Source organism: Orrella dioscoreae (assembly GCF_900089455.2).
GTDB classification, from domain to species: Bacteria; Pseudomonadota; Gammaproteobacteria; order Burkholderiales; family Burkholderiaceae_B; genus Orrella; species Orrella dioscoreae.
In genome coordinates this window covers 609,497-634,033 of record NZ_LT907988.1, presented here as the reverse complement: position 1 = coordinate 634,033, position 24,537 = coordinate 609,497, and the positions used below count along the sequence as shown (strand labels likewise).

The following is a 24,537-nucleotide window of genomic DNA, read 5'->3' as shown; positions in this document are numbered from 1 at the left end:
CCATGCGCGTCCTGCGTCCCGCCTCGCGCGCCGCCGACACGCCGGACGAGACCGGCGGCCGGCCGGCACGGCCGTCCCAGGCCTTCGATTTCGCACGGCTGCTGCGGCGGGCGCGCCTGCCCGGCCCGCTGCCCCCCGGCGACCAGGAGGATCCGCTCGCCGCGCCGTCGCCGGCCGTCGTCGTGCCGCCGCTGCCCGCGCCGGCGCAGCACCTGCCCGCCCAGCCGCACACGGACTGGTTTCTTCAGCACAGCGCAGGCAACGACCCCGTGCAATCCCTGGCGTGCGACCAGGCCCAGGCGACGGCGCTCTGCTCGGCCATCGCCGGGCACGTGGCGGGGTTCTGCGCCGACCCCGCGGTGGCCAGCCGGGGAGACTGGATGCTGCGCGTCACGCTGGACCCGGTGCTGCTGCCCGGCTGCGTCCTGCAGATGGACCTTTCGTTTCTCAGGCTCGCCCTTCGCTTCGAAACCCGGGAGGCCGACACGCGGGCGCTAGTGTTGCGCCATGTGGACACGCTCGAAACCAACCTCACTGCCCTGTTGCGGCAACACGCCATGGTGCACGACCTGGAGATCACGGTGTGGTAGCGCACGCGACTGACACGTCACGCCCCGAGGCGCCTGCTGCTGGCGGGCCGCCCGCCTGGTCCCCCCTGGCGGGCAGCCTGCCCCGCCACGCACCGGATGACGCCCGCCTCCTCAAGCTGACGCATGACAGGCGCCTGGCGGCCTTGCTGCGCACGCTGCCGGCGCTGGAGAACACGCGCCTGGAATTGTCGTCCCCTGCCCCGGGCGCCCGGCCTCGCGTCTGGGTCCTGCTGGGCCACGCCAACGACGCGGGCTGGCTGGGGCTGGATGACGCGACGATGCCTGCGCTAAGCAGCCTGGCGACGCCGCGCCGGCAGGGCGATGCCGACGCCCACGCCGCACTGGGCCGCGCCATCGCCTCGCAACTGTTGTCACCGCTGCTGGCATTCCTGCGCACCCTGGGCCTGCCTGCCCTCGATGTGCTGGCCGTGTCAGGCACGGCCCCGGCCCTGCCGGCCTGCACGTTGTGGCGGCTGGCGCTGAGACAGGGCGAGGGCAGGCCGCTGGAGGCCTGGTTCCCCACCCCGCCCGCCGGCTGGCTGGACGCGGTCGCGGAGCGTATCGCCGCCTGCCGGGGCCCGACCGGGCTGGAGACCTCCCGGCTATGCCTGCCGGCATGGCTCGTCCTGGGCCGCCAGGCGCAACGCATCCGGACACTGAGCGCCTTGCGCTCCGGCGACATCCTGCTGCACGTGATCGATCCCGAGCCTGCGCGTGATATCGCCGCGCACGCCCCGTTCAATGCCACGCTGCGCTGGGTCGGCGCGGCCACGCCGCGCACCCGGCGCTTTCTGCAAGCCGCGGTGCGGGTCGACGGCGCCCAACTCACCCTCCAGGAGGCCCCCCGCATGACCCAGGAACTGAACGAGGACTTGCCCGATCCGGATGCATCCGACAGCGCCGTGCCGCTGGACGAAGTGGAGCTGCCGCTACAGATCGAGGTGGCGGCCATGGCCCTGGCTGCGGCCGACGTGGCGGCCCTGCAGCCGGGCCAGGTCCTGACCCTGCCCGCCACGGTGCGCGACGCGCGGGTCCGGCTGACCGTCTTCGGCCAGCAGGTCGCCACGGGTGAACTGGTGTGCGTAGGCGATCACCTGGGCGTGCGCATCCGCGCGACGGAGCGCCCATGACCCAGCTTGGAGACCTGACTGGCCTGATGCTGGCCGTCATCGCGATCAGCCTGCTTCCCTTCGTCGCGATGGTGGTCACTTCCTACGCCAAGATCGTGGTGGTCCTGGGGCTTCTGCGCAATGCCATGGGCGTGCAGCAGGTGCCGCCGAACATGGTGCTCAACGGCATCGCCATCCTCGTCTCCATCTACGTCATGGCCCCCATCGGCAGCAAGGCGATGGAAGTCCTGCAACAGAACAACGGCCGGGAAACGAACCCGACCCAGCTCACCATCGACGTGCTGGGCGCGGCGCGCGAGCCGTTCAGGGAATTCCTCATCAAGCACACGCCCCAGCGCGAAAAGCAGTTCTTCCTGCATGCCGCCCGCAGCGTATGGCCCGAGGACATGGCCGCCAAGCTGAACGAGAACGACCTGATCGTGCTGGCGCCCTCCTTCACGCTGTCCGAGATGACGGACGCCTTCCGCATCGGCTTCGTACTGTACATCGCCTTCCTCGTGGTCGACCTGGTCATCGCCAACATCCTCCTGGCGATGGGGCTGAACCAGGTCCAGCCCGTCAACGTCGCCATACCGTTCAAGCTCCTGCTCTTCGTCCTCATGGACGGCTGGTCCACGCTGATGCATGGCCTGGTCATGACCTACCGGTGAACGCCCATGGAAGTCGAAAACCTGATCAGCATCACCACCGAAGGCCTGCTGCTTTGCCTTTACGTCTCGCTACCCGTCGTGCTGGTGTCGGCCGTCACGGGCCTGCTGGTCGCGTTCGTGCAAGGCATCACCGCGATGCAGGAAGCCATGCTTGCCCACCTGATCAAACTGCTGGTGGTGACGGTGACCATCGCGCTCGGCGCCGCGGCGGGCGGCATCGCCATCCTCCGCTTCGCCGAGAACCTGCTCATGCGGGTCGTGCCGTCGTGAGCCGTCGCATCGCCGCAGGACAGGCGGCCGCCTCCTTCGCCCCGGAGCACGCGCAGCTGCGGCAGACGCAAGGCCGGCGCACGCAGTTGCGGCTGCTGGCGCGCCGCAGGCAGGCGATGCGCCTGCACGACGACCTGCTCATCCGTGACGCGCAGCATGGCATTCCCCACGCCACCGTGGCGGACGACAGGCGCACGCGCCGCCGGGAACTGCTGGCCCGGCTGTCGGCCAGGCGCGCGCAAGCCGCTGGGGCCGGCGACACGCAAGCGCCGCCGCCCGTCCCGTCCGCGGCGCCGTCGGAACCTGGCGCCACGCCACCGGAAACACCCCGCCCGCAAGACCTGGCGGCTTGGCGCGACGCCCCGCCGCCCGCCGCCGATACGGGTGGGAGGGCGCCGCTGGCCGTCGGTGAACGCAATGCCCGGCAGCAGGCCGGCCACCAGGACGACGCGGACGAACGGCGGGAGGGCGCAGGCGCCGAGCCGGCAACGGGCGCCGGTCGCCGCCGCACGATCGCCGTGGGCCGTGCGCGCGCCGCCGCGCCCCTGCGGCAGGCTGGCGACCTGCAGCAGTTCCTGTGGGCGCACCATCGCGATGCGCTGACCGCGCTCCCCATGATGGCCGATGCCTGGGCCCGCGCCTTGCTGCACGCCATCGACAGCGCGGGCGCTTCCCGCTCCTGCGTCGACGCGGCGCTGGCCTGCCAGGAAGACCTGCTGGCAGCCTGGGCTCGCCACGGCGAACGGCTGGAGGTGAAACAAGGCGCCTTGCTGCAAGCCTTTCTGCCGGCGCTGCGCGACCATGCGCCCGCGCCGGATGGCGGAGCCGGCAGGCCATATGCCCTGTTGCCGCTGCTCATGATCAGCGGCTTGCGCCCGCGCACACCCACGCAGTTGCGGGAGACGCGCACGCGCGTGCGCAACCAGCGCCTGGCTCGCCTGCCTCCGAAGGAGCGCTGAGGTGCCTTCGTTCCCGGATCGCTCGCTTCGCATTGCGAGCCAGCCCTTTCCCTTCCGCCGCTAGGATGGCGGCACGAGATGCCACAAGGCGGAGCACGATGAAACGATTACGCGTACTGACCGGCATCCACGCAGGCGTCTCCGTCGTCCTGGGCGTGGGACGGGTGCGCGTGGGCCGCGACAGCCAGTCCGACATCCTGATCTCGGACTGGACGGAAGCGGACGTCATGCTGATCGTCCCGCAGGAGGGACCGGTGCTCGCCCACGCCGTCAGTGACGCGGGGGACGCCGGGGACGCGGCGGACAGCCTGGCGCTCCCGCCGGCCGGCGACGACCCGGCGCGGCCACTGCCGGACTACGCCGCGCAGCGTCACGGCGAAGTCGTCTTCTGCATCGGCCCCGATGACGAACCCTGGCCGCCGGACGTCACCTTGCTGCAGGCCCTGTACGGCGCCGGCCCCGCCAGTGCGCGGCGCACGCCATCCCGCTGGCGCACGCCCGCGCTGGTAGGCGTGGGCGCGCTGGCTTGCGGGCTGGCGGCGGTGTGCGCGTTGTTGCTGATGTCCGAAACCGGCCACGCCCTTGCCGTGCCGCCGGCGCAGGATGCCAAGGCCAGGCAGTTGCTGGCCACGCGGCTGCAAGCCGAATTCGATCACCAGGGCTGGACTGACCTGCACGTGCGCACGCAGGCGGGCCGGCTCCAGGTGCATGGCTACGTGCCTAACCTCGCCGCCGATGCGCGCGTGCGCGACGTGCTGCGCACGCTGGGCGCGACGGAGGCGGAACGGCGCTACCGGGATGCTGGCGGCGACGCGCAGGCGCTGCGCCAGATGCTGGCCCAGCACGATATCAAGGTCAGCTACACCGGCGAGGGCCGCTTCCATCTTGCCGGCAAGGTGGCCTCGCTGCCTGCCTTCGAGGACGCCCTGACCCGCGCGCGCGGCGAGCTGGGCAACCCCGAGGTCCGCATCACCACCGACATCACGCAAAAACCCGACAGGGCTCCCGCACTGGCCTATGTGAACGTCTTCGCCACCGACAACCTGCGCGTGGCGCGTACGCCTGACGGCACCCGCCACGTGTTCTCCGCCACCTCGCCGGCGGAGACCGCCGGGCAGCCCGACGCGCCCGCCAGCCCGTCGCTCGGCACGCCCGCCAGTCCGCCGCCTGCGGCGCCCGCCGCCGCCGCAACGCCGGCCATCCACGTCCTGTCGCCGGACGCGGACATTCCCCCAGCGGTCGCGGCCGCCACGGCGGCCCAAGCCGCCGCCCCGCCGCGGCAAGCCGAGGCCAGGCCTGCCGCCGCCCCGGCGGCCGCCAAGCCCACCCGCCGCAAGGCCCGCGCCACCTATGTTCCGCCCCGTCCGCCCTTTCCCGAGGACGGCCGCTACGTCGGCCTGCCCAGCATGTCGGGCGCGCCCTGAGCCGGCCAGCGCCCACCTTCCACGCGCCCATCCTGATAGAGGTCATCCGCCATGTTCGACGATATCCAGTCTGCCTCCCGCGCCATGCAGGCCAGCGCCCACTACGACGCGCCCGGCCTGGCCAGCCAGATCGCCGCCATCGACCAGGCCCTTGCCGCCAGCGCCGAGAAAGTCGACGACGCCCTGCGCGCCACCGACGACGCCGCACGCCGACAGGCCTTGCGCACGGTGTACCGCGGCCTCCAGGCGTCCCGCCGGGGAGCGAGCCGTCTCGCCGACCTGGCCCAGTCCTAGACCGCCCGGCCAGCATGTCCCGGCGGCGCCTCGGCGTCGCCGAGCATCCTCCTCTGGTCAATCGCCAGAGGCCTTTTCCCTTCACCCTTCCTTTTCAGTGAGGTCTAACTATGGCAGCAGCAGCAGGCGCCGCGACCGGCGCAGCCGGCGGCATCATGAGCGCGATGATTCCCGCCATGACCGCGATGGCGGAAATGCAGGTCACCATGTCCCTGACGCAGGCCGTTCTGGATATCGCCAAGACTGGCGCGTCCGACGCCGAGCGTTCAGCGCAGAAGACCTGATCCGCGTCCAGCGGCGGGACGGGGAAGGCAGGTGGACATTGGCCAGTTCGAGGCGGTGCTGCGCGACCTGGCCGAGTGCGTCGACCTTCCCTCTCCCGACCCGCTGCTCAAGACGCGTGCGCTCGACATCGAGGGCTTCGAGGTCCGCTTCGAGTATTTCGAAGCGGACCCGGCCGCGATGTATGTCAATTTCCACTACGGCACCGTCACCGCCGGCCGCACGCTGGCGCTGTTCCGCTTGATGCTGGAAGCCAATCTGCTGATCTACGCCCAGGACCAGGCACAGTTGGGACTCGATTCGGACACCGGTGGAACGGTGCTGATCCTGCGTCTGGGCCTGACACACGAGCTCAGCGGCGAAGTGCTGGTCGAGACGATGGAACACTATGCCGAGCACGGCCGATACTGGCGCAAGAACATCATCGAAGCCAGCGACGAAATGTTTGCGGGAATCGTAAGTGGCGACTATAAATGGTTAAAAGCCTGATTTCTGGCAGGCAATGGTGGGGGACATCTTGAAATTGAGTCTTTGCGATGCGCAGCCGCATCACTAGCCCGAACACGGCCCAAGCCGCGGGACAGGAAGACCCCGCCGGCCGGCCCGATGCCCTTGCCAGCCGGCCCGGGGCAGATCGCCCCGTCCCCGCCGACGGCGCGCTTGCCCCGCTGAAGGCCAAGCCCGCGCCCAAGGCGCAGCAGGCCGAGCCCAATACCGAGAGGCGCGTCTCGCTGCCCGCCGTGCCCGGCAGGCTGCCCCTTGCCCCCCCCCCCTCCGCCATCCTTGCCTCCAGCCGCCCGGCTGCCACGGCGCAGGCTCGGCTCGATGCGCTGGAACCCGCGCTGGTCCAGCTCCTGGGCTCGACCAATGGGCATGCCAGCCATCTCGCCGAACGCCTGGAAGTGTTGACCCGGCTGGTCGAGAAAGGCGTGTCGCAAGTCGAACTGGGCGACGTGCTCGACCGGACTGACGCCATCCTGGAATCGGCCATCGAGTTCGAGCGCGCCGAGATCATCGACAAGGCGCAGTGCCGGGACATCACGGATTACGTCACCGCCTTGCGCCAGAAAGCCGAGGAATGACACCGGGGGCGATGCCGGCCGGGCCGTCCGCGGCCTGGCCGGCATCGCCCGCGTCAGAGGTTGATGACCCGTGGCGTAAGCAGGAACAGCCGTTCGCGCTGCGCGCTGGTATTGGTCTTGTGGCGGAACAAGGCGCCGATGAGCGGAATATGGGACAGGAAAGGTACGCCCGTCTCCCCCTCTTCGGTCTGGTTCACCTTGTAGCCCGCGATCAGCAAGGACTGCCCCTCGTTGATGAAGGCCGAGGTGGTGATGTTGGTCGAGGTGATCACCGGGATGTTGTCCACCGACTGGCCGGTGATCCTGCCATCCTGGATGACCACATCCATCTTGACCTGCACCCGCTCGGTGTCCTGCACCACCATCGGCAGGACATTCAGGGACACGCCGGTCGTCACGGTGAACAGGTTGCTGGCCGCGAATCCGGCCACGCGCACGAAGAACTGCTGGTTGTTGTCCATCCGCGCCTCGAGGTTGTCCAGGGTGGTCACTTTCGGGCTGGCCTGGATGCTGGCGCGATTGTCCTGCTGCAGCGCCGAGATCCGCGTCATGATGTAGCGGCCCGCGTCACCCACGACGGCCGAGATCGACGCCCCGACGGGCGCGGCCGCCACGGCGCCGCCGCCGGGCAGGATGACCGTGCCGAAATTGGGCGCCACCCGGCCATCGAAGGCATTCTGCGCGCCGCCCGTTCCCGTCTGGAAGTCGAAGCGGCTGCTATGGATGCGCCAGTCCACGCCCAGCTGCCGCAGCGCGCCTTCCTCGATGTCGATGATATGGGCTTCGATCTCGATCAGCCTGGGCTTGACGTCCAGACGCTCGATCAGCTCGGCGTACTGATACATGCGGTCCGGCGTGTCGCGCACCAGCACGGAATTGGTGCGCTGGTCCGGACGGATCACGGGCAGGTCCTGGCTGCCGCCAGGCAAAGGCGGCGCGGTGCCGCGCGCGCCCGCGATGTTCTCCAGCGCCGGCGACGGCGTGCCCGCCAGGCCGCCCAGCACCGAGTTCGGCATGTTGCCGGCCAGGCCAGGCAAGGGACCGTTGCCGGGCATGCCCACGGCATTGTTCATGGGCCGCAGATTGCTGATGTCTCCCATCGCGTCGCCCCGGGGAATGGTCTTGCCGCCGCCCTCGTCGGGGTGGAACATGCCGCTCAGGACCTTGGCCACCCCGGGCAGGAAGACCGAGGAGCCGCCCAGCGCGACGGTTCGGTCCATGGCCCAGGCATGCTTGAGCGGGTACACGCGGATGACCGTGCCGCTGCGGTGCCGCGCCTCTTCGTCCAGCCGCTCCGCCACCGATTGCACGAGGCTCACGTAGGCCTGCGGGCCGGTGACGATGACGGTCTTCTGCCGGCTGTCGTAGGTGATCCGGAACCGGGTATCCAGCACGCCCGTCGAAGTCAGCACGTCGCGCAGGTCACGCATGGTGGCGTGATTCAAGCGCACCAGCGTGCTCTTGACGTCATCGGGCGGCACGACATGCAGGATGCTGCCGTCGTAGTACCAGACGAAGCCGAAAGTCGAGGCCAGCGTCTCCAGGAAACGCTGGGGCGGCATGTGGAATTCGCCGCGCACGGTGCCGCTGACATCCTTGGAGATGCGCGCCGTGATGCCCTGGCTGGCCGCCAGGTCGCGCAGGACTTCCTTCACGTCCTGGCCGTTGGTGGTGTAGTCGACGCGGTTGCTGACCCAGCGCACGGGCGCCGCGTGGGCGCCCAGGCTGCAGACGAGCAGGGCAAGGAAAATGAGCCGTTTCACGATGTTCATGTCATCCTGCGGGAAAGATCGGGGCTGCGGAAGGGCGGGCATCGGCGGGGCCAGGGCACGAAGCCCGAGTCGCCGTGATCGACGTGTGCGTACTGTATGCCCGGGGATGGCGGCTGGCGCGGCGGGATCGGACGCGGCTTCGCATGCGGCGCATTGGCTTCGCAATTCGCGACAGGTGCGCGCGGGACTTCTCCATCATGGGAACATCGCCACGGAAACCGCCACGTGCCCTCCTCCCGTCCGCTCTCCCCCTCCGCGCTCGATATTCGCCAACCAGACTTCGGCGAACGCGCGCCAGCCACGCCGGCAGGCCCCGTCGAGGTCCCTGCGCGCGGCCGGCCCTCGACGCGCCCGCCTTCGCCGACGGGGCTGGACGGATTGGAGGCCTTGCGCCAGGCCCGTCACGATCAACATTCACCCCGGCCCGATCGCAACGGGGGGCGCGATCCCGATCCTGCCTCGCCCCTTCCCACGGCCCGGTCCTCGCGCGCGCCCTCGCCGACCCGCATGCGCGCCCGGCTGCCCTCGATGGAACCGCCGCCCCGCCTGGAACTGCCGCCCCACTGGCAACCCGTGCCCCCCTTCGAACCGCCGCCCCGCCTGGAACACGACGCCGATACGGCGTCCTTCTCGCGACGCTTCCCGACCATGGAGGAAATCGAGGATCGGGAAGGCGGGCGGCCCCAGCGGCTGGGCGCCGACCGGGCGCCGTCACCCAGCATGCACGGGCACGCGCCCGTGCCTGACGCCAGGACGGAAACTTCCTTCGTCCCGCCGCCACCGCGCCGCTCGAACTCGATGCCGGCACGCCCCCGCAACAGGACAGATGCAAGGGTGGACGACGGCACCCACGCCGCGCCCGCCCCACCCGAGCCGGGGACCCCGCCTCGGCCGTACTCGTCGCGCCCGCCGCACATGCCGGACGCGGACACGGGCGCGCGCCCCGGCATGGGCCGCCACGACACCCGCCCGCCATCCATCGAGCAGTTGCTGAACCAGCTGTCTTCCCTGGAAGCCAGCGAGAACGTCGACACCAGCAACATGACCGAATCGGAAAAGATGCGGCACCACCAGGTCACGTTCGCCAAGATGCAGATCTACCAGGCCCTGCTGGGCGCGGTCATCGACATCGTCAAGAGCCTGGCCAGCGGCATCGAAAGCGCGGCGCGGCCGCCGCGTTGATGGCGGCGCGCCGCTGTCTTCGCGCGGGCTAGCGCGCTTTCGGGTCTGCAGCGTGCGCAGGCCGCGCAAGGTGGGAGGATGGTTCCGGGACGTTGCAAGGCCTGTCCGGACACGCCGCGACAACGACCGTCCATTCCTACCACCCCTGTCTTCTCCGAGGTTTCTCATGGTCCCATCCCCCTCCGTGGGCAGTTCGTCCACCCCTCAGCCTGCCATCGCATCCTCGTCCGCGGCACCGCCGCCCCCGCCTCCCGTCGTTGCCAGCGCACCCAGCAGCAGCCAGCATCTCGGCCTGCTGAAAGGACGCGCGGCCAAGGGAGCGCAGCCCAACCGCCCCCTGGGCAAGCCGCTGCCGGTCGCCGAAAGCGCGGGTACGTCCAAGCCTCCTGTCTTTGCCCGCGCCAATCTGGCACGCGCGAAGTTCTGGGCAAAGGACAGTCCCATCTACGCGAAGATCATGACCGCGCTGAACGAGCCTCGCATCGAGGCATCCTTCGCCGCCACGCTGGAAGTCAATCTCGGCAATATCCGGAAGAACTACCGTAAAGGCGCCGACAAGCTGGGCGCGCACGTGGAAGCCGCTGCCGTCATCAAGGCCGACGCCTATGGCCTGGGCGCCACGACGGTCGCCAAGGCGCTCATGCAGGAGGGATGCCGCACGTTCTTCGTGGCGCGCACCACGGAAGCCATCAAGTTGCGCAGCGAGCTGCGCGACGAAGACCATCCGCTGGCCGACACGGTGAAGATCCACGTCCTGGACGGCCTGCTGGCTCATGTGGAACCGCGCGTGCTGGTCGAATACGACATCTCTCCCGTCCTGAACTCACCTGCGCAAGCCAAGCGCTGGAGCGACCACGCGGCGAACTCGCCGACCGGCAAGCTGCCTTGCATCCTCCAGTTCGACACCGGCATGAACCGCGCGGGCATGACCGAGGCCGAAGCCGAAACGATGATCGCCCAGTTGAGCGGCACGGCGGGCCCGGACGCCGCCGGCAGCCTGGAGCAGGAAAGGTATGCGGGCCTGGAAGTCACCCACATCATGACTCACCTGGCGAAGGCAGGTGAGGCTGCGCCGCGTCCCGGCGAAGGCAACGACGCCACGCGGCAGGCGGGAGAAACCAGCCAGGCCCAGCTCGCACGTTTCGAGACGCTTTGCCAGCATTTCCCGCAAGCCAAGCACTCCATCGGCGCATCGTCCACCGTCTTCCTGGAACCTGCCTTCCACAAGGACATGGTCCGCATGGGCGGGACCTTCCATGGCCAGGCGCCGTTCGAAGCGGATACGAACCCGCTGCTTCCCACGATCACGCTGGTGACCAGCCTGTCGAAAATACACCAGCTGAAGGCGGGGGAAGGCACGGGCTACGGCCTCAGGTTCACGGCCCACCAGGACATGCCCGTGGCGACCATCCCCCTGGGATATGCGGACGGCCTGCCTCGCCGCGCCCACGGCAACGCACCCGCCGACGCCGGGCAACCGGAGGCCTTCGTGCTGGTGGAGGGCCGCTACCGCGCCCCGTTCGTGGGCGCCACGTCGATGGACATGTCGACCATCGACTTGAGCGCGGTTCCGAAGGCGTTCCACCACGAAGGTGCACGCGTCACCGTGATCGGTCCGCACGAGGCGAGCGGCCAGGGCATCACGCCTGATCACTTCGGGGACAGCGAAGGCACCAACGCGTCGGAGTTGCAGACCAAGATCACCTCCCGCGTCCGCAAGACCTATACCGACCAGGCCTGATACCGCCCACGCCACACCTTGGCCTCTCCCTTCGGGGAGAGGTTTTTTTTCGGCGGGCCGTCCCAAGGCAAAAAAAGGGTGGCGCCCGACAAGCGCCACCCTTCCCGACTGCCTGGCCGGCTATCGCCGGCGTGCCTCACGCCTGATGCGTGGAAGGTATCGTCTGCGGGTCCCGCTGCGACAAGGGAATGTCGACCTCGGGCACCGTCAGGGCCAAGCTTTCGTCATCCTCCGTTCGCGGCCCGGGCTGCGCCGAGCCGGCGTTGGCGAACGGCTCGTACAGCACGCAATTGGTCGCGCCGATGATGATGTCGGCCACCGCCTTCGACAATTCCGGGTTGTTCGCCAGCACATCCGAACGTTCGGCCATCGCCACCATGCCCAGCGTCATGGACAGGATGCCGGTGCGCACCGCCCACGGCCCCATCGCCGCGTTCTTCAAGTGCGCCGATTCCGCCTCGACGGTCAAGCCCAGTTGCAAGGGATGGGACTCCCTGCCCTGCTCCGCGTTCTGGTTGAGCCAGGAGCGGACCGCGGGAATGCTCTGGAACATCAGGTCTTCCGCGCATTCCCCCACCCAGTTGATGACGCCGCGGGTCACCGCGTTGGCGATCACCGTGCCGGCCGCCGTGCCCGCCAGGGCGGCCGCCGGCCCCGACGGCGAGGCGAACTCGGTCATGCCCCGGTTCACCAGCGCCTGGTCGATGCCGTAGAGCACCGAAATGATGGCGAAGTGCTTCGCGTCCATCGCGTAGCCCTGGGTGGTGTGCTCCGCCATCGCCGGGTTCACGAAGCGCAGCAGGCAGTTGGAGAACAGGTCGCGCCACGCCGTGTAGGCCGTGAAGGCCACCATATTGGCGGCAGCGGTGGACGTCCCCCCCGTCATGGCGCCCGCGACGCCCACGGCCAGCGTGCCCAGGCCCATGATCGCCCGTGAGCGCACGCTGGTCGACGTCTGGGTGCCGTGCGAGCGGTCACGCATCCAGCCCAGCGCCTGCGACGCGACCGCGGCGGCGGGCATCCCCACGCCGACCATGGTTCGCACATTGCTGCTGGCATTGGTCGCCTCGAAGGCTGCCTGCACGCCATGGCCGATGAACTGGCGCAGGATCGTGGGCAACAGCACCCCGGCGGCATTGCGCACGGCCACGTTGGCGACGGATGCGCCGACCTTGGACGCCGAGTGCGTGAACTCCTCGTTGGCCCCTACCTTGCGCAGCACGGCGGTCAGCAGCGAGGCCGCACGCTTGAAACGGCCGACTGCCTCGGTGTCGCCGTGGGCCGGCGGAAAATCGGGGGACTCGGCGGCATCCTGGATGACCGCCGCCACGATGTGCATGCCTTCTTGCTGACCCGGCACCGCGCGGATCGACAGGGAGTCGCTCGAGGCGGCACGCGGCGCGCGGATCGCCAGGGGCGCGTGCATGGGCGGCGCTTCGCCCGAGATCGCGCGTGCCACGCCTTCGCCCGACAGGCGCAGCGCGGGAGGCGGGCTATCGCTCCGCGGCGCTTCATGCACCTGGATCTCCGCGGAATGCACCGAGCGGGGCGGCGTGCGGGACTTCCGCTTCCCCGACACGCTGCCGGAACCGTGCGCGGCAGGCGTCTGTGGACCAGGCTCCGGCGCATGTTCCTCGCGCACCGACTCGCGGGATGGGCTGCGCACTGGCGTGGAACCGCGAGACGAGCCTTCGATGAATTCCGAGATCGCCTCTTCGCCCCCTTCGGGCAGCGGCGTCCGGGCCGCGATATCCAGCACGTCAGCCAGACTGGCCGTCGTGGCCGCTTCGATCTTGCGCGCCGCGTCCTCGACCTGCTCGGGCTCGATGTCGGCCTTTTCCAGGGAGGCGTCCAAGGGTTTGAAAATGCTGGACAGATTGCTATGGATGCCCGCGACCTCGCGTTCGTCGGCCGGAGGTTCGGTGCTGGACGATGCGCTGCGCGCGTGCGAGCTGGCGCTTGATGCGGGCCGGGTGGGCGAAGGCGGCCGCCCGACAGGCAAGGAGGCGTTGGAACGACGCGGCGTTGGAGCGGAGTGCACGCTGCCTGCAGTGTTCCGCTCCGCAGGCTGCGGCGCAACGGCATGCAGGTCGGGCGTGCTGGAAGACGAGATATTGGGCGTGGGCATGAGAGCGGTCCTGGAAAGGGAAGAAGAGGAAAGGCCGGTCCGCGAACGGACGCAGGCCTTGCCAACCCATTCTTCCCGCTCCACAGCCCCCGGGCGTTCGCCCAGGCGAAACACTGCGTCCACTTGCGAAGACGCGGGCCCACCGCCACGCGCCTGGCGCGCGCCTGACTCAGGCGCGCGCCGCCTCGCTACTCAAGGCCTTGCGCAGCCTGCCGGGCGGCAGGCCATACAACTGCTGGAAATGGCGGATGAAATGCGACGCATCGGAGAAACCCGCTTCATGCGCGATCGCCGAGACCGGCAGGTCGCTGCTTACCAGCAGCCAGCGCGCGAAACGCAGCCGGGTGCGGCGGTAGTATTCCGAGGGGCTGGCCCCTGTCTCGTTCAGGAAGACCCGCTCCAACTGGCGGCTGCTGGTCTTCACCAGCCTGGCGATCACCGCGATTTCCAGCGGCGTGGCGATGTTCTTCTCCATCAGCACGATGGCCTGGCGCAGCGTCTTGTGATCGCTGGGCTCGTAGCCCAGCGCGTGCCGGCGCGCGACGTGGGTGGCGCTGTGGTCGGCATCCACCGTCATCTGGTGCACGACCTTGGCCGCCCGGTCCGCGCCGCAATGCAGATGCACCAGCTCGGCCACCAGCTCGACGATGGAAATGCCGCCCGGACAGGTGATACGCCCCGGGCTGAAGGCGTAATGGGCGCGCGTCTCGTAGGGCACGACCGGGTGGCGGGCTTTCCAGTCCTCGACGTGGAAAGGATGGATGCAGGGCGTGTGCCCCTCCAGCAATCCCAGCTCGGCCAGCACGAAGCTGCCCGTGCAGATGCCGATGAGCGGCACGCCGCGCGCATCCGCTTGCCGCAGATAGGACACATAACGCCGGTCGACATCGGCGTCACGCCCCAGCAAGCCGCCGATGACGGCAAGGTAGTCGAACTCGGTCACGTCGTCGAACGGCTGGTCCACCGGGACGCGCACGCCACAGCTGGCGGGCACGCCCTCACCGGGCACGCCCAGGACCGCCCAAGAACAACGGTTCTGGCGGCTCTGGTCGCCGACATCCGCGGCATGGCGCAGTCCGTCGCACAGGCCCGCCAGGGACAGCAGCGGAAACCCCGGCCACAGCAGGATGCCGATGCGCAGCTCCACGCCATCGACGGCGTGGAGCGCCCGCCGCGCAGGCAGCGCGGAACGGTCCAGCTGGTCCACCAACTGGCGGGACGTCAGGGTGGCCGGCCGGTCCGCCGTGCCGGCCATGTCGGAATCATTCAACATGCTCAGGTTCCGGAAGGGTCTCTAGGCAAGCACCGGCCCTAGGGGGTTTCCCGCAATGTCGCTTCTGTTCTATCCGTCGTCAACCCCCTGCTATGAGGCCTGCGCGTTGATCCATATATTGGACCGCGTTGATTATTGATGAAAAAAACGTAGCGAGGTAGGTATGGTTGGTAACGACTTGCTCCGAGTGCAGCGGCTCCGAAAGCAGTACGGCGACACCGAGGTGCTCAAGGACATTTCCTTCACTCTCAAGCGCGGGGAAACCTTGGCCTTGATCGGCCCCAGCGGGTCGGGCAAGTCGACCTGCCTGCGCTGCATCAATTTCCTGGAGCAGCCCAACGGCGGCGACATTTGGCTGGAAGATGAGCTCATCGGCCGCGTCCGCAACGGCGCACGCGAGCGCGTGATGAGCGACAAGGAACTCGCGCCGCAACGGCGCGAAATCGGCATGGTCTTCCAGCTCTTCTATCTGTGGCCGCATCTGACAGTGCGCGACAACGTGGCCCTCGCATCCATCAAGGCCGGCGGCCTGACGCGCAGCCAGGCCTACGAGCTTGCCGAACAGATGCTCGGCAAGGTGCACATGCTGCACAAGGCCGACCAATACCCGGAAAAACTGTCGGGCGGCCAGCAGCAGCGCGTGGCCATCGCCCGTGCCTTGGCCCAGCGCCCGAAACTGATCCTCTTCGACGAACCCACTTCCGCGCTGGACCCGGAACTGGTGGGCGAGGTGCTGGGGGTCATCAAGGAGCTTGCCGACGAAGGCCGCTCGATGATCCTGGTCACGCATGAGATCCGCTTCGCGCGCGACGTCGCGGACCGCGTCATTTTCATGGAGGGCGGCCTGATCGTCGAGGAAGGGCCTGCCCAGGACGTCATCAACCGCCCAGCCCAGGAACGCACCCGCGCCTTCCTGGGCCAGGTCCACGCGGACGGAGGCATTGCTGCCTGATGATGCAACATCTCCCCACCATCTTCGCCACCCTGCTCGACGGCGCGTGGATCGCGGCGCAGATCGCGCTGGGCGCCGCGCTGCTGGCCTTCGTGCTGGGCCTGGCACTGGCGCTGCTCGACGTCTTCGTTCCCTTGCGCGCGCTGCGCCTGGTCATCGCCGCCTTCATCGAGTGGATGCGCAACGTGCCCGCGCTTGCGCATCTCTTCATCCTGTATTTCGGCCTCGCCTCTGTCGGCATCCGCTTCTCGCCCATCACCGCCGCCGTGCTCGGCCTGGGGCTGGTGGGCGCGGCGGTGCTGTGCGAGGTGTTTTCCGCTGGCATGCGCGCCCTGCACATCGGCCAGCGCGAAGCCGCCCTTGCAGTGGGACTCACCCCCATGCAGACCTTGCGGCACATCCTGCTGCCGCAGATGCTCAAGCTCACGCTGCCCGCGGTCACGAACTATGTGGCCCAGCTGATCAAGGACACCTCCATCGCCTCGGCCATCGCCGCCCCGGAAATCATGTTCTGGGCCCGCAACCTGGTGACCTCGACCTTCCAGACTCCGTTGATCTATGCCAGCGCGATCGTGCTCTACGCGATGATCGTCCTGCCAGTCAGCTGGCTGCTGGGACGCCTGGAACGCCGCCTGGGAGTCGGCCAATGATGGAATTTCTTGCAAGCTACGGAGAATACTGGTCCGAGTGGTTTCCCCGCCTGCTGGAGGCGGGACGCGTCACCCTGGCCCTGTCCGCCCTGGGTTTCGGCCTGGCCCTGGTCACGGGCAGTCTGCTGGCGATGCTGTCGCGCTCGCCCTGCAAGCCGCTACGGCTCGTCGCGGCGGCCATCGTGGAATTCCTGCGAGCCGTCCCGCTGCTCGCGCTGCTGCTCGCGCTCTACTTCGGGCTGCCAGCCTTCGGCCTCACGCTGTCCGGCTTCTGGGCCAGCGTGATCGGCCTGGGCATCCAGGGCGGCGCCTACGTGGCGGAGATCCTGCGCGGCGGGCTGGATTCCGTGCACCGCGGCCAACGAGAAGCCGCATTGGCCGCCGGCCTCACGCCAAGACAGGTCTTCGCATACATCATCCTGCCCCAGATGCTGCGGGTCATCCTGCCACCGATGGTGAACTGCTACGTGACCTTGCTGAAGGACAGCTCGTTGTGCGCGCTCATCGCCACGCCCGAACTGATGCTCGCGGCACGTGCCATGTCCAGCGAATACTTCCTGCCGCTGCAGATATTCGTGCTCGTCGGACTGTGCTACTTCGTTATCGCCTTCCCGCTTTCCGTCCTGTCGCGCCAACTTTCCAAACGGCTCTCGCGTGGCCGTCGCTCACTGGGAACCCCATGAATCCGCAAGCAGAAAACCGGATCCCCTCGCTCTCGGACGCCGCCGCGGCCATCGCAGCCGGAAAACTCACCAGCACCGCGCTGGTCACGCAGCAACTGGCGCGCATCGACGCAATGGACCGCAAGCTGCATGCGTATGTCGACGTCTATCGCGACGAAGCGCTGGCGGTGGCTGCCTCGCTCGACGCCATGCAGGAGGCCGGCATCCGCCTGGGTCCGCTGCATGGGGTCACCGTCGCCATCAAGGACCTGTTCGACATCGCCGGCAAGCCGATCGGCGCAGGTTCGCTCGCACGCCCGCCGCGCCGATCCGCGCTCACGGCCACCGTGGTCGATCGCCTGCGCGCGGCCGGCGCCGTCGTACTGGGCAAGACCCAGACCGTGGAGTTCGCTTTCGGCGGCTGGGGCACGAATGCCGTCATGGGCACGCCGTGGAACCCCTGGGACCTCGAGACGCACCGCATTCCCGGCGGCTCCAGCAGCGGCTCCTCGGTCGCGGTGGCGGCCGGCATGGCATGCGGCGCGCTTGGCACCGACACGGGCGGATCGGTGCGCATCCCCGCGGGGCTATGCGGACTGGTTGGATTGAAGACGACCGGCGGGCTGGTCAGCCGCCACGGCCTGATCCAGCTTTGCCCGACGCACGACACGGTCGGTCCCATCGCGCACCGGGTACGCGACGTGGCGCTGTTGCTGGATGTCATCGCGGGCCCCGATCCGCAGGACGCCGCCAGCGTCCACAGCCCAGTGCGCTCGGTCAGCGGCCAGCTGGACGGCGACGTCTCCGGCACGCGCGTCTGGATCCTTCCCGAATCGGAACGGCAGGACATCGAACCCGCCGTGCTGGCCGCCTACGACGGCGTGCTCGAAACGCTGGCCCGCCTTGGAATGTGCCTGGTCGAGCGCGCCCTGCCGCAAAGCCTGTCGGAATCCATGCGCATCGCGGGAGCGCTGATGAGCGCAGAGGGGTTCGCCCACCTGGGCGACCTGTTTGAGCAGGATCTCGTGTTCGATCCTCACGTGAAACGCCGCATCCTGGCAGGGCGCGACATCCCTGCCGCGCAATACATCGGCCTGCTGCGTCTCAGGGAACAGGCAAGACTGGCCATGCTCGCGGCCATGGAACCGGTGGACGTCTGCGTCATGCCCACCAACGCCATCACCGCCATCTCCGTGGCGGAGGTCGATGAGTCCATGACCACGCTGTCACGTTTCGGCCGCTTCGTGAACCTGCTGGATCTGTGCTCCGTGGCGGTTCCCGCGGGCTTCTCGCACGAAGGCCTGCCTATCTCCGTGCAGTTCGTCGGCCGGCCCTGGCACGAGCCTCAGGTGCTTCGCATTGCCCGGGCCTTCGAGGATGCGACACGCTGGTATCAGGTCATGCCGCAAGGCCTGGAAGAGGCATTCGTCACCAACCGCCCCGCCGCGGCCTGAAACGCCCTGCCAGCGACGTGGCCCGCATGACAAACGGCCTCTCCCTTGCGGGAGAGGCCGTCCTGTTTGCGCAGCGCAACCAGCGCGTTCAGCTACCCGACTGCGCGGGCACCGTCGGCGCGGGCGCGGCGCCCGGCTGGGTGGCGCCGCTGGGCGCGGGCTCGGCGGCGGGATCGTCGCCACGGATGGCCGCGGCGATTTCCGCGGCGGCTTGCGCGTTGGGCGTGCCGAAGGCCAGCACGCCACGATCCAGCGGCTCGGAAATGCGCGGCGCGGCGACCAGCTCGCGGTTGATCACCAGCGCCAGCATATTGCCCACGTTCTTGCTGCTGATCTCGCTCAGCTTGCGCGCACCAGCGTCGTTGAAGCGCAGGCCCACGAAGTTCTGGCCCTGCTGGTCGACCATGGCGGCAGCCTCGACGAGATCGCCGCGAGTCAGGACCGGCGTGCGCTGGACGTACAGCTTGCCATCCTGCAAGGGCACTTCCAGCAGGCCGGCTTCCTGCTTGGTCTGGGCAATATAGAAGCCCACCTGGGCTGCCGAGGCGGCCGCCTGCGCCGCCGGCGTGGCGGGCGAGCCAGGCTTGGCGGCTGGTGCCGGTTGGGCCTGGCCCGGCGTGGCAGGCGCGCCCGCGGCACCGGCGGATTTGTCGGAAGCGGTCTGGCAACCCGCCAGCACCAAAACCAGCGCGGCCGCGACCGGTGCCAGGTAACGCTTGTGGGTGTGCATCATGCTCGGCCTCTTCTCTTCTGAATGGAAACAATGTCGTCGGGCCCACAGGCCCCAGACGGAAAAGTGTAGCGGGGCGCGGCCTGCCTATCGGGTATGCGGCCGTGCGGGGTTGCGTCTGAATGTAAGCCCGCCCGATGCGCGGGACAAGCCCGCGTGCTGCAACGCAGCACCGGCAGCGTTCGACGGGCCGGGGCCGCGCGCCCTATACTTCGCGTTCACGCAGGGGTACTCCCGCGCCGCGCCCGCGGCGCGCAAGGGGGTTGAGAGAGTCCCTTCGTACCAGTACGGATAATGCCGATGCTGGGAGCGATAGTCCGGTTGCGCGCACGCATTCGCCCGTGCGCGTCCGGATTCCGTCCCTATCGGCTCCAACCAACGCTTTCGTTTGGAGCTACACATGAACGCCAATCCCAAGTTCCTGGCCGCCACGGCCGAAGTCGACTCGGCCGCCGTCGCGCCGCTGCCGCAATCGCGCAAGATCTACCAGCAAGGCTCCCGCCCCGACCTGCGCGTGCCGTTCCGGGAAATCTCGCAGGACGACACGCCCACGATGTTCGGCGGCGAATCGAACCCGCCCCTGACCGTCTACGACACCAGCGGTCCCTATACCGACCCCTCGGTGCAGATCGACATCCGCCGCGGCCTGCCCGCCCTGCGCCAGGCCTGGATCGACGAGCGCGGCGACACCGAACTGCTCGCCGGCCCGACCAGCGACTACGGCAAGGAACGCCTGCTCGACCCGAAGCTGACCGCCATGCGCTTCGACCTGCAGCGCCCGCCGCGCCGCGCCAAGGCCGGCGCCAACGTCTCGCAGATGCACTATGCCCGCCGCGGCATCGTCACCCCCGAGATGGAATACGTGGCCATCCGCGAAAGCCTGCGCCGCGAGCAATACATCGAGACCCTGCGCGCCAGCGGCCCCGATGGCGAGAAGCTGGCCCGCCGCCTGCTGCGCCAGCACCCCGGCCAGTCCTTCGGCGCGGCCATCCCCGGCGAGATCACCCCGGAATTCGTGCGTGACGAGATCGCGCGCGGCCGCGCCATCATTCCCGCCAACATCAACCACCCCGAAATCGAGCCGATGATCATCGGCCGCAACTTCCTGGTGAAGATCAACGCCAACATCGGCAACTCCGCCGTCAGCTCGGGCATCGGCGAGGAAGTCGAGAAGATGACCTGGGCCATCCGCTGGGGCGGCGACACGGTCATGGACCTGTCCACCGGCAAGCACATCCACGAAACGCGCGAGTGGATCATCCGCAACTCGCCCGTGCCCATCGGCACCGTGCCCATCTACCAGGCGCTGGAAAAGGTCGACGGCAAGGCCGAGGAGCTGACCTGGGAGATCTTCCGCGACACGCTGATCGAGCAGGCCGAACAGGGCGTGGACTACTTCACCATCCACGCCGGTGTGCGCCTGCCCTTCATTCCCATGACCGCCGACCGCATGACGGGCATCGTTTCGCGCGGCGGCTCGATCATGGCCAAGTGGTGCCTGGCGCACCACAAGGAGAGCTTCCTCTATGAACGCTTCGAGGAGATCTGTGAAATCATGAAGGCCTACGACGTCAGCTTCTCGCTGGGCGATGGCCTGCGCCCGGGCTCGGCCTGGGACGCCAATGACGAGGCGCAGTTCGCCGAACTGAAGACGCTGGGCGAACTGACCCAGGTGGCATGGAAGCACGACGTGCAGGTCATGATCGAAGGCCCGGGCCACGTGCCCATGCAGATGATCAAGGAGAACATGGACCTGCAGCTGGAACACTGCCACGAGGCGCCGTTCTACACGCTGGGGCCCCTGACCACCGACATCGCGCCGGGCTACGACCACATCACCTCGGGCATCGGCGCCGCGCTCATCGGCTGGTACGGCACCGCCATGCTCTGCTACGTGACGCCCAAGGAACACCTGGGCCTGCCCAACAAGAAGGACGTGAAGGACGGCATCATCACCTACAAGATCGCGGCCCATGCCGCCGACCTTGCCAAGGGCCATCCGGGCGCGGCCATCCGCGACAACGCGCTGTCCAAGGCGCGCTTCGAGTTCCGCTGGGAAGACCAGTTCAACCTTGGCCTGGATCCTGACACGGCCAAGGAATTCCACGACGAGACCCTGCCCAAGGACTCGATGAAGGTCGCCCACTTCTGCTCGATGTGCGGCCCGCACTTCTGCAGCATGAAGATCACGCAGGACGTGCGCGAGTATGCCCAGCAGCAGGGCCTGAGCGCCAATGACGCGCTGGCCAAGGGCATGCAGGAAAAATCGGTGGAGTTCGTGAAGAAGGGCGCGGCCATCTACCACCAGCAGTAGGCACAGGGCCTCGCTGGAAAAGGGCCGCGCGCCAGCGCCGGCCTTCATCCGGGACACCGCGGAGCTGGCTTTGCCAGTCCGCTGGTGTCGCCCCCCTAAGGGGGGAGGCGCGCAAGCGCTTCGGGGGGTTAGTCTAATCTGGCGCCAGACATTTCCACCAGGGCTTTGAAGCGCTCGATTTCCTTCAGCACGAAGGCATCGAGCGCGGCCGGGTCACGCAGCGGCCCCACCTGCACGCCCATCTCCTCCAGCTGCTTGCGGATGGCGGGTTCCTGCAGGATCGCATTCACTTCCTTGTTCAGCCGCGCGACGATCTCGGGCGGCGTGCCGGCGCGGGCCGCCAGGCCGTACCACGCCGCCGCGTGCATGCCCTTCAGCCCCACCTCGTCGAACGTCGGCACGTCAGGCAGCACGCTCAGGCGCTCGCCCGAGGCCACGGCCAGCGCGCGCAAGGCGCCGCCCTTCACCTGGCTCAGCGAGCCGGTGTCCAGCATGAAGTCGATCTTCTCGCCCAGCAGGTCCGCCACGGCCAGGCCGCTGCCCTTGTAGGGAATGTGCGTGATCTCGATCCCCGCGCTGTGCACCAGTTGCGCCGCGGCCAGGTGCTGCGACGAGCCCACCCCCGCCGTGCCGTAGTCCAGCTTGCCGGGGTTCGCGCGCGCGTAGTCCAGCAGCTCGCGGGCGGTCTTGAAGGGCGACTTGGCCGGCACCTCGAGCACGTTCGGAATGGAACCGACGAAGGCCACGTGGGCGAAATCCTTGGCCGCGTCGTAGCCGGTCTGGCTGTACAGATGGGTGTTGATGGCGTTGGTGGAACTGGTCGTCATCAGCAGCGCATAGCCGTCGGCCTTCTCGCGCACGAACGCGGCCGTGCCGATGTTGCCGCCCGCGCCGCCCTTGTTCTCGACCACGATGGGCTGGCCCAGCTGCTCGCCCAGGCGCTTGCCCACGATGCGGGCGATGACGTCCGTGGCGCCGCCAGGCGCCCAGGGCACGACCAGGCGGATGGGCCGATCGGGATACTGCGCCTGCGCGCAGGCGGGCATGGCCACGGCCAGGGCGCCAGCGGCGAAGAGAGGGGCAATGAAACGCTTGACTGACATACTTGTCTCCCATTCTTATTTGAAACGTCAAAGAATTGTCCGCCAGACCGCGCCATCTGTATATGGAATAATCTCGCGGCTTTCTTTTCCCAGGAAGACCCACAGGATCCAGCCATGCCGATACTCGGATTGGGGGTGCATGTCCTCATCGCCCTGTTCTTCGCCGTTCACGCCGTGCGCAGCGGCCAGCAGACCTACTGGCTCTTCATCCTGTTCTCCTTTCCCTTGCTGGGCAGCCTGGTCTATTTCCTGACCATCTACCTGCCCAGTTCGCGGCTCGAGCGCGGCGCCCGCCGCGCCGTGGCGGCTGCCGGCCGCGCGCTCGACCCCACCCGCGACCTGCGCGAAGCGCAGTCCGCCTATGACTACGCGCCCACCGCGCAGAACCAGATGCAGCTGGCCGCCGCGCTGCTGGCAGCCGGCGATGCGCAGACCGCCGCGCAGCACTACGAGGACTGCCTGAAGGGGCCCTTCGCCACCGACATGGAGATCCGCCTGGGCGCCGCCCGCGCCTTCCTGGCTTGCGGCCGCAGCGCCCAGGCCGTGGCCCATGCCGAAGCCATCCGCCAGGCCCAACCCGATTTCCGCGCCGAGACCGTCAGCCTGCTGCTGGCCCGCGCCTATGCCGCCGACGGCCAGGAAGCCCGGGCCCAGGCCGAGTACGAAGCCACCCATGCCCGCTTCGGCACCTTCGAGAGCCTGGCCGAATACGCCATCTGGGCCGCCGAGGCCGGCCGCGCCGACCTGGCCGAAAGGCTGTATGCCGAGGCGCGCCAGACCATCACGCGCTGGAGCCGCCCTGTCCGCACGCAGAACCAGGCGCTGATCCGCCGCCTGGAAGCCGCCCAGCGCGGCGCGTCAGCCTAGCCGCCCACGGGGCGGGCATCGCGGCGCAGTACACTGCGCCCTTTCCCGACGCCCTTCCGATACGCTTCATGGCCCTGCGCGCAACCATCTACAAGGCGGACATCAACGTCGCCGACAACGACCGCGGCTACTACGGCAGCCACGCCGTGACCGTCGCCCGCCACCCTTCCGAGACCGAAGAGCGCCTGATGGTGCGCCTGATGGCGTTCGCGCTGCATGCCGATGCCGAGGACACGCTGGCCTTCACGCGCGGCCTGAGCGAGGCCGACGAACCCGATCTTTGGCGCCTGGACCTGACCGGCGCCATCCAGCAGTGGATCGAGACGGGCCTGCCCGACGACCGCCGGCTCATGAAGGCAAGCGGCCGCGCCGACGAAGTCGTGGTGTATGCCTATGGGCGCAGCGCCGACATCTGGTGGAACGGCATCAAGAACAAGGTCTCGCGCGCGCGCAACCTGAAGGTCTTCATCCTGGCGCCCGAGGCCACGCAGACGCTGGCCGCCCTGGCCGGGCGCACCATGACCCTGAACATCAACGTGCAGGACGGCACGGTGTGGGTGTCCGCCGACAAGGGCGAGGCCAGCGTCGAGATCGGCATCCTGCGCTGAAGCGCAGGCGGCACGAGCCTGACCCCGATGGAGATCGCCGGCTACATCGCCATCGCGCTGGGGGTAATCTTCATGATCTCCGCGCTCTACGCGCAATCGGCGCTGTCGGCGCTGCTGGACCACTTCCGCCATGATCCCGAACTGCTGAAGGAAACCGGCGCGATCTCGGACCTGTATTTTCTTTTCGACCTGCTGCAATGGCGGCACGGGTTCGTGAAGTACCTGTACCGGCATCCCGAACCGCCGGCCGCGATCGCCGCGGCGTTTCCCGACTATGCACGGCTGAGGAAGATTTCGAACGTGGTGTATGCCTTGAAGATCGGGCTGGGCGTCTATCTGCTGGCGATGTTCGTGGCGATGTCGGTCATCCGATAGCCTCTTCAAAGAAACGGCGGCCCGCAGCCGCCGTGTCATCTCCAC

The 24,537-nt window shown here is 68.5% G+C and carries 25 protein-coding genes; 20 read left to right on the top strand and 5 right to left on the bottom strand.

Annotated elements, in window-relative coordinates; translation table 11 throughout:
• Positions 1–2: 2 nt before the first annotated feature.
• From sctP to ODI_RS02955, 10 genes are all read left to right on the top strand, one after another.
• Positions 3–590: a type III secretion system protein SctP gene (gene sctP / locus ODI_RS02995; RefSeq protein ID WP_067753900.1), complete on the top strand. Its 588-nt coding sequence runs from the start codon at positions 3–5 to the stop codon at positions 588–590.
• Entirely contained in the window at positions 584–1,720 is a 1,137-nt protein-coding gene (locus ODI_RS02990; RefSeq protein WP_067753897.1) for a FliM/FliN family flagellar motor switch protein, read from the top strand. The genes sctP and ODI_RS02990 overlap by 7 nt, the downstream gene beginning before the upstream one ends.
• Positions 1,717–2,370, top strand: coding sequence for a type III secretion system export apparatus subunit SctR (sctR, locus tag ODI_RS02985; protein ID WP_067753894.1), 654 nt, complete (start codon positions 1,717–1,719; stop codon positions 2,368–2,370). Before ODI_RS02990 ends, sctR begins: the two co-directional genes overlap by 4 nt.
• 6 nt (positions 2,371–2,376) lie before the next feature.
• Complete coding sequence (locus tag ODI_RS02980; RefSeq protein ID WP_067753891.1) at positions 2,377–2,640, top strand: EscS/YscS/HrcS family type III secretion system export apparatus protein; 264 nt, start codon at positions 2,377–2,379, stop codon at positions 2,638–2,640.
• Positions 2,637–3,599 carry a hypothetical protein gene (locus ODI_RS02975; protein WP_067753888.1) on the top strand — a complete coding sequence of 321 codons (963 nt, stop codon included), beginning with the start codon at positions 2,637–2,639 and terminating at the stop codon, positions 3,597–3,599. The genes ODI_RS02980 and ODI_RS02975 overlap by 4 nt, the downstream gene beginning before the upstream one ends.
• Positions 3,600–3,697: 98 nt before the next feature.
• On the top strand, positions 3,698–5,023 hold the full coding sequence (locus tag ODI_RS02970; protein ID WP_067753886.1) for a hypothetical protein: 1,326 nt from the start codon (positions 3,698–3,700) through the stop codon (positions 5,021–5,023).
• Positions 5,024–5,074: 51 nt separating this feature from the next.
• Positions 5,075–5,317: a hypothetical protein gene (locus ODI_RS02965; protein WP_067753884.1), complete on the top strand. Its 243-nt coding sequence runs from the start codon at positions 5,075–5,077 to the stop codon at positions 5,315–5,317.
• Positions 5,318–5,427: 110 nt separating this feature from the next.
• The gene (locus ODI_RS22190; protein WP_157929705.1) at positions 5,428–5,601 is read left to right on the top strand and encodes a hypothetical protein; all 174 of its coding nucleotides are present in this window, start codon (positions 5,428–5,430) and stop codon (positions 5,599–5,601) included.
• Positions 5,602–5,632: 31 nt separating this feature from the next.
• Positions 5,633–6,088: a type III secretion system chaperone family protein gene (locus tag ODI_RS02960; protein ID WP_067753882.1), complete on the top strand. Its 456-nt coding sequence runs from the start codon at positions 5,633–5,635 to the stop codon at positions 6,086–6,088.
• A gap of 47 nt (positions 6,089–6,135) precedes the next feature.
• Entirely contained in the window at positions 6,136–6,681 is a 546-nt protein-coding gene (locus tag ODI_RS02955) for a hypothetical protein (RefSeq protein WP_067753880.1), read from the top strand.
• 53 nt (positions 6,682–6,734) lie between these two features.
• Here ODI_RS02955 and sctC read toward each other — a convergent pair whose 3' ends face one another.
• Complete coding sequence (sctC, locus tag ODI_RS02950; protein WP_067753877.1) at positions 6,735–8,453, bottom strand: type III secretion system outer membrane ring subunit SctC; 1,719 nt, start codon at positions 8,451–8,453, stop codon at positions 6,735–6,737.
• Positions 8,454–8,678: 225 nt separating this feature from the next.
• Here sctC and ODI_RS22185 point away from each other — a divergent pair, with 225 nt between their 5' ends.
• Positions 8,679–9,635 carry a hypothetical protein gene (locus tag ODI_RS22185; RefSeq protein WP_157929704.1) on the top strand — a complete coding sequence of 319 codons (957 nt, stop codon included), beginning with the start codon at positions 8,679–8,681 and terminating at the stop codon, positions 9,633–9,635.
• A 166-nt stretch (positions 9,636–9,801) separates the two neighbouring features.
• Positions 9,802–11,376 carry an alanine racemase gene (gene alr / locus ODI_RS02940; protein WP_067753871.1) on the top strand — a complete coding sequence of 525 codons (1,575 nt, stop codon included), beginning with the start codon at positions 9,802–9,804 and terminating at the stop codon, positions 11,374–11,376.
• 136 nt (positions 11,377–11,512) lie between these two features.
• Here the strand turns inward: alr and ODI_RS02935 are convergent, their stop codons facing one another.
• Both ODI_RS02935 and ODI_RS02930 read right to left on the bottom strand, forming a co-directional pair.
• Positions 11,513–13,504 carry a hypothetical protein gene (locus ODI_RS02935; protein WP_067753868.1) on the bottom strand — a complete coding sequence of 664 codons (1,992 nt, stop codon included), beginning with the start codon at positions 13,502–13,504 and terminating at the stop codon, positions 11,513–11,515.
• A 169-nt stretch (positions 13,505–13,673) separates the two neighbouring features.
• Positions 13,674–14,777 carry a GlxA family transcriptional regulator gene (locus tag ODI_RS02930; RefSeq protein ID WP_067753865.1) on the bottom strand — a complete coding sequence of 368 codons (1,104 nt, stop codon included), beginning with the start codon at positions 14,775–14,777 and terminating at the stop codon, positions 13,674–13,676.
• A 187-nt stretch (positions 14,778–14,964) separates the two neighbouring features.
• Here ODI_RS02930 and ODI_RS02925 point away from each other — a divergent pair, with 187 nt between their 5' ends.
• Genes ODI_RS02925 through ODI_RS02910 form a run of 4 tightly spaced genes read left to right on the top strand, consistent with a single transcriptional unit; the run spans position 14,965 to position 18,495 of the window.
• Complete coding sequence (locus tag ODI_RS02925) at positions 14,965–15,729, top strand: amino acid ABC transporter ATP-binding protein (protein WP_331716310.1); 765 nt, start codon at positions 14,965–14,967, stop codon at positions 15,727–15,729.
• Positions 15,729–16,379 carry an amino acid ABC transporter permease gene (locus ODI_RS02920; RefSeq protein WP_231968178.1) on the top strand — a complete coding sequence of 217 codons (651 nt, stop codon included), beginning with the start codon at positions 15,729–15,731 and terminating at the stop codon, positions 16,377–16,379. The genes ODI_RS02925 and ODI_RS02920 overlap by 1 nt, the downstream gene beginning before the upstream one ends.
• A complete protein-coding gene (locus ODI_RS02915; RefSeq protein WP_067753858.1) occupies positions 16,376–17,062 on the top strand; it encodes an amino acid ABC transporter permease in 687 nt (228 codons plus the stop codon). The genes ODI_RS02920 and ODI_RS02915 overlap by 4 nt, the downstream gene beginning before the upstream one ends.
• Positions 17,059–18,495 (top strand): amidase, encoded by a 1,437-nt coding sequence (locus ODI_RS02910; protein WP_067753855.1) that lies wholly within the window; start codon positions 17,059–17,061, stop codon positions 18,493–18,495. The genes ODI_RS02915 and ODI_RS02910 overlap by 4 nt, the downstream gene beginning before the upstream one ends.
• Before the next feature lie 88 nt (positions 18,496–18,583).
• On the opposite strand, the gene ODI_RS02905 is transcribed toward ODI_RS02910, so the two are convergent.
• Positions 18,584–19,225 (bottom strand): SecDF P1 head subdomain-containing protein, encoded by a 642-nt coding sequence (locus ODI_RS02905; protein WP_067753977.1) that lies wholly within the window; start codon positions 19,223–19,225, stop codon positions 18,584–18,586.
• Between the two features lie 400 nt (positions 19,226–19,625).
• Between ODI_RS02905 and thiC the strand changes: the two genes are divergently transcribed.
• Positions 19,626–21,539 (top strand): phosphomethylpyrimidine synthase ThiC, encoded by a 1,914-nt coding sequence (gene thiC, locus ODI_RS02900; RefSeq protein WP_067753852.1) that lies wholly within the window; start codon positions 19,626–19,628, stop codon positions 21,537–21,539.
• 128 nt (positions 21,540–21,667) lie between these two features.
• Here the strand turns inward: thiC and ODI_RS02895 are convergent, their stop codons facing one another.
• The gene (locus tag ODI_RS02895) at positions 21,668–22,642 is read right to left on the bottom strand and encodes a Bug family tripartite tricarboxylate transporter substrate binding protein (protein WP_067753850.1); all 975 of its coding nucleotides are present in this window, start codon (positions 22,640–22,642) and stop codon (positions 21,668–21,670) included.
• Between the two features lie 114 nt (positions 22,643–22,756).
• Here ODI_RS02895 and ODI_RS02890 point away from each other — a divergent pair, with 114 nt between their 5' ends.
• The 3 genes from ODI_RS02890 to ODI_RS02880 all read left to right on the top strand — a co-directional run bounded on the left by ODI_RS02890 (position 22,757) and on the right by ODI_RS02880 (position 24,492).
• Positions 22,757–23,509: a tetratricopeptide repeat protein gene (locus ODI_RS02890; protein WP_067753847.1), complete on the top strand. Its 753-nt coding sequence runs from the start codon at positions 22,757–22,759 to the stop codon at positions 23,507–23,509.
• A gap of 68 nt (positions 23,510–23,577) precedes the next feature.
• Positions 23,578–24,117: a YaeQ family protein gene (locus tag ODI_RS02885; RefSeq protein ID WP_067753844.1), complete on the top strand. Its 540-nt coding sequence runs from the start codon at positions 23,578–23,580 to the stop codon at positions 24,115–24,117.
• Between the two features lie 27 nt (positions 24,118–24,144).
• Positions 24,145–24,492 (top strand): hypothetical protein, encoded by a 348-nt coding sequence (locus ODI_RS02880; RefSeq protein WP_067753841.1) that lies wholly within the window; start codon positions 24,145–24,147, stop codon positions 24,490–24,492.
• Positions 24,493–24,537 lie beyond the last annotated feature (45 nt).

Coding starts and splice junctions, on each gene's coding strand:
- sctP (WP_067753900.1), top strand. CDS start 3: ATGCGCGTCCTGCGTCCCGCCTCGCGCGCCGCCGACACGCCGGACGAG.
- sctR (WP_067753894.1), top strand. CDS start 1,717: ATGACCCAGCTTGGAGACCTGACTGGCCTGATGCTGGCCGTCATCGCG.
- ODI_RS02980 (WP_067753891.1), top strand. CDS start 2,377: ATGGAAGTCGAAAACCTGATCAGCATCACCACCGAAGGCCTGCTGCTT.
- ODI_RS02970 (WP_067753886.1), top strand. CDS start 3,698: ATGAAACGATTACGCGTACTGACCGGCATCCACGCAGGCGTCTCCGTC.
- ODI_RS02965 (WP_067753884.1), top strand. CDS start 5,075: ATGTTCGACGATATCCAGTCTGCCTCCCGCGCCATGCAGGCCAGCGCC.
- ODI_RS22190 (WP_157929705.1), top strand. CDS start 5,428: ATGGCAGCAGCAGCAGGCGCCGCGACCGGCGCAGCCGGCGGCATCATG.
- ODI_RS02955 (WP_067753880.1), top strand. CDS start 6,136: ATGCGCAGCCGCATCACTAGCCCGAACACGGCCCAAGCCGCGGGACAG.
- sctC (WP_067753877.1), bottom strand. CDS start 8,453: ATGAACATCGTGAAACGGCTCATTTTCCTTGCCCTGCTCGTCTGCAGC.
- alr (WP_067753871.1), top strand. CDS start 9,802: ATGGTCCCATCCCCCTCCGTGGGCAGTTCGTCCACCCCTCAGCCTGCC.
- ODI_RS02935 (WP_067753868.1), bottom strand. CDS start 13,504: ATGCCCACGCCCAATATCTCGTCTTCCAGCACGCCCGACCTGCATGCC.
- ODI_RS02930 (WP_067753865.1), bottom strand. CDS start 14,777: ATGTTGAATGATTCCGACATGGCCGGCACGGCGGACCGGCCGGCCACC.
- ODI_RS02920 (WP_231968178.1), top strand. CDS start 15,729: ATGATGCAACATCTCCCCACCATCTTCGCCACCCTGCTCGACGGCGCG.
- ODI_RS02915 (WP_067753858.1), top strand. CDS start 16,376: ATGATGGAATTTCTTGCAAGCTACGGAGAATACTGGTCCGAGTGGTTT.
- ODI_RS02910 (WP_067753855.1), top strand. CDS start 17,059: ATGAATCCGCAAGCAGAAAACCGGATCCCCTCGCTCTCGGACGCCGCC.
- ODI_RS02905 (WP_067753977.1), bottom strand. CDS start 19,225: ATGCACACCCACAAGCGTTACCTGGCACCGGTCGCGGCCGCGCTGGTT.
- thiC (WP_067753852.1), top strand. CDS start 19,626: ATGAACGCCAATCCCAAGTTCCTGGCCGCCACGGCCGAAGTCGACTCG.
- ODI_RS02895 (WP_067753850.1), bottom strand. CDS start 22,642: ATGTCAGTCAAGCGTTTCATTGCCCCTCTCTTCGCCGCTGGCGCCCTG.
- ODI_RS02890 (WP_067753847.1), top strand. CDS start 22,757: ATGCCGATACTCGGATTGGGGGTGCATGTCCTCATCGCCCTGTTCTTC.
- ODI_RS02885 (WP_067753844.1), top strand. CDS start 23,578: ATGGCCCTGCGCGCAACCATCTACAAGGCGGACATCAACGTCGCCGAC.
- ODI_RS02880 (WP_067753841.1), top strand. CDS start 24,145: ATGGAGATCGCCGGCTACATCGCCATCGCGCTGGGGGTAATCTTCATG.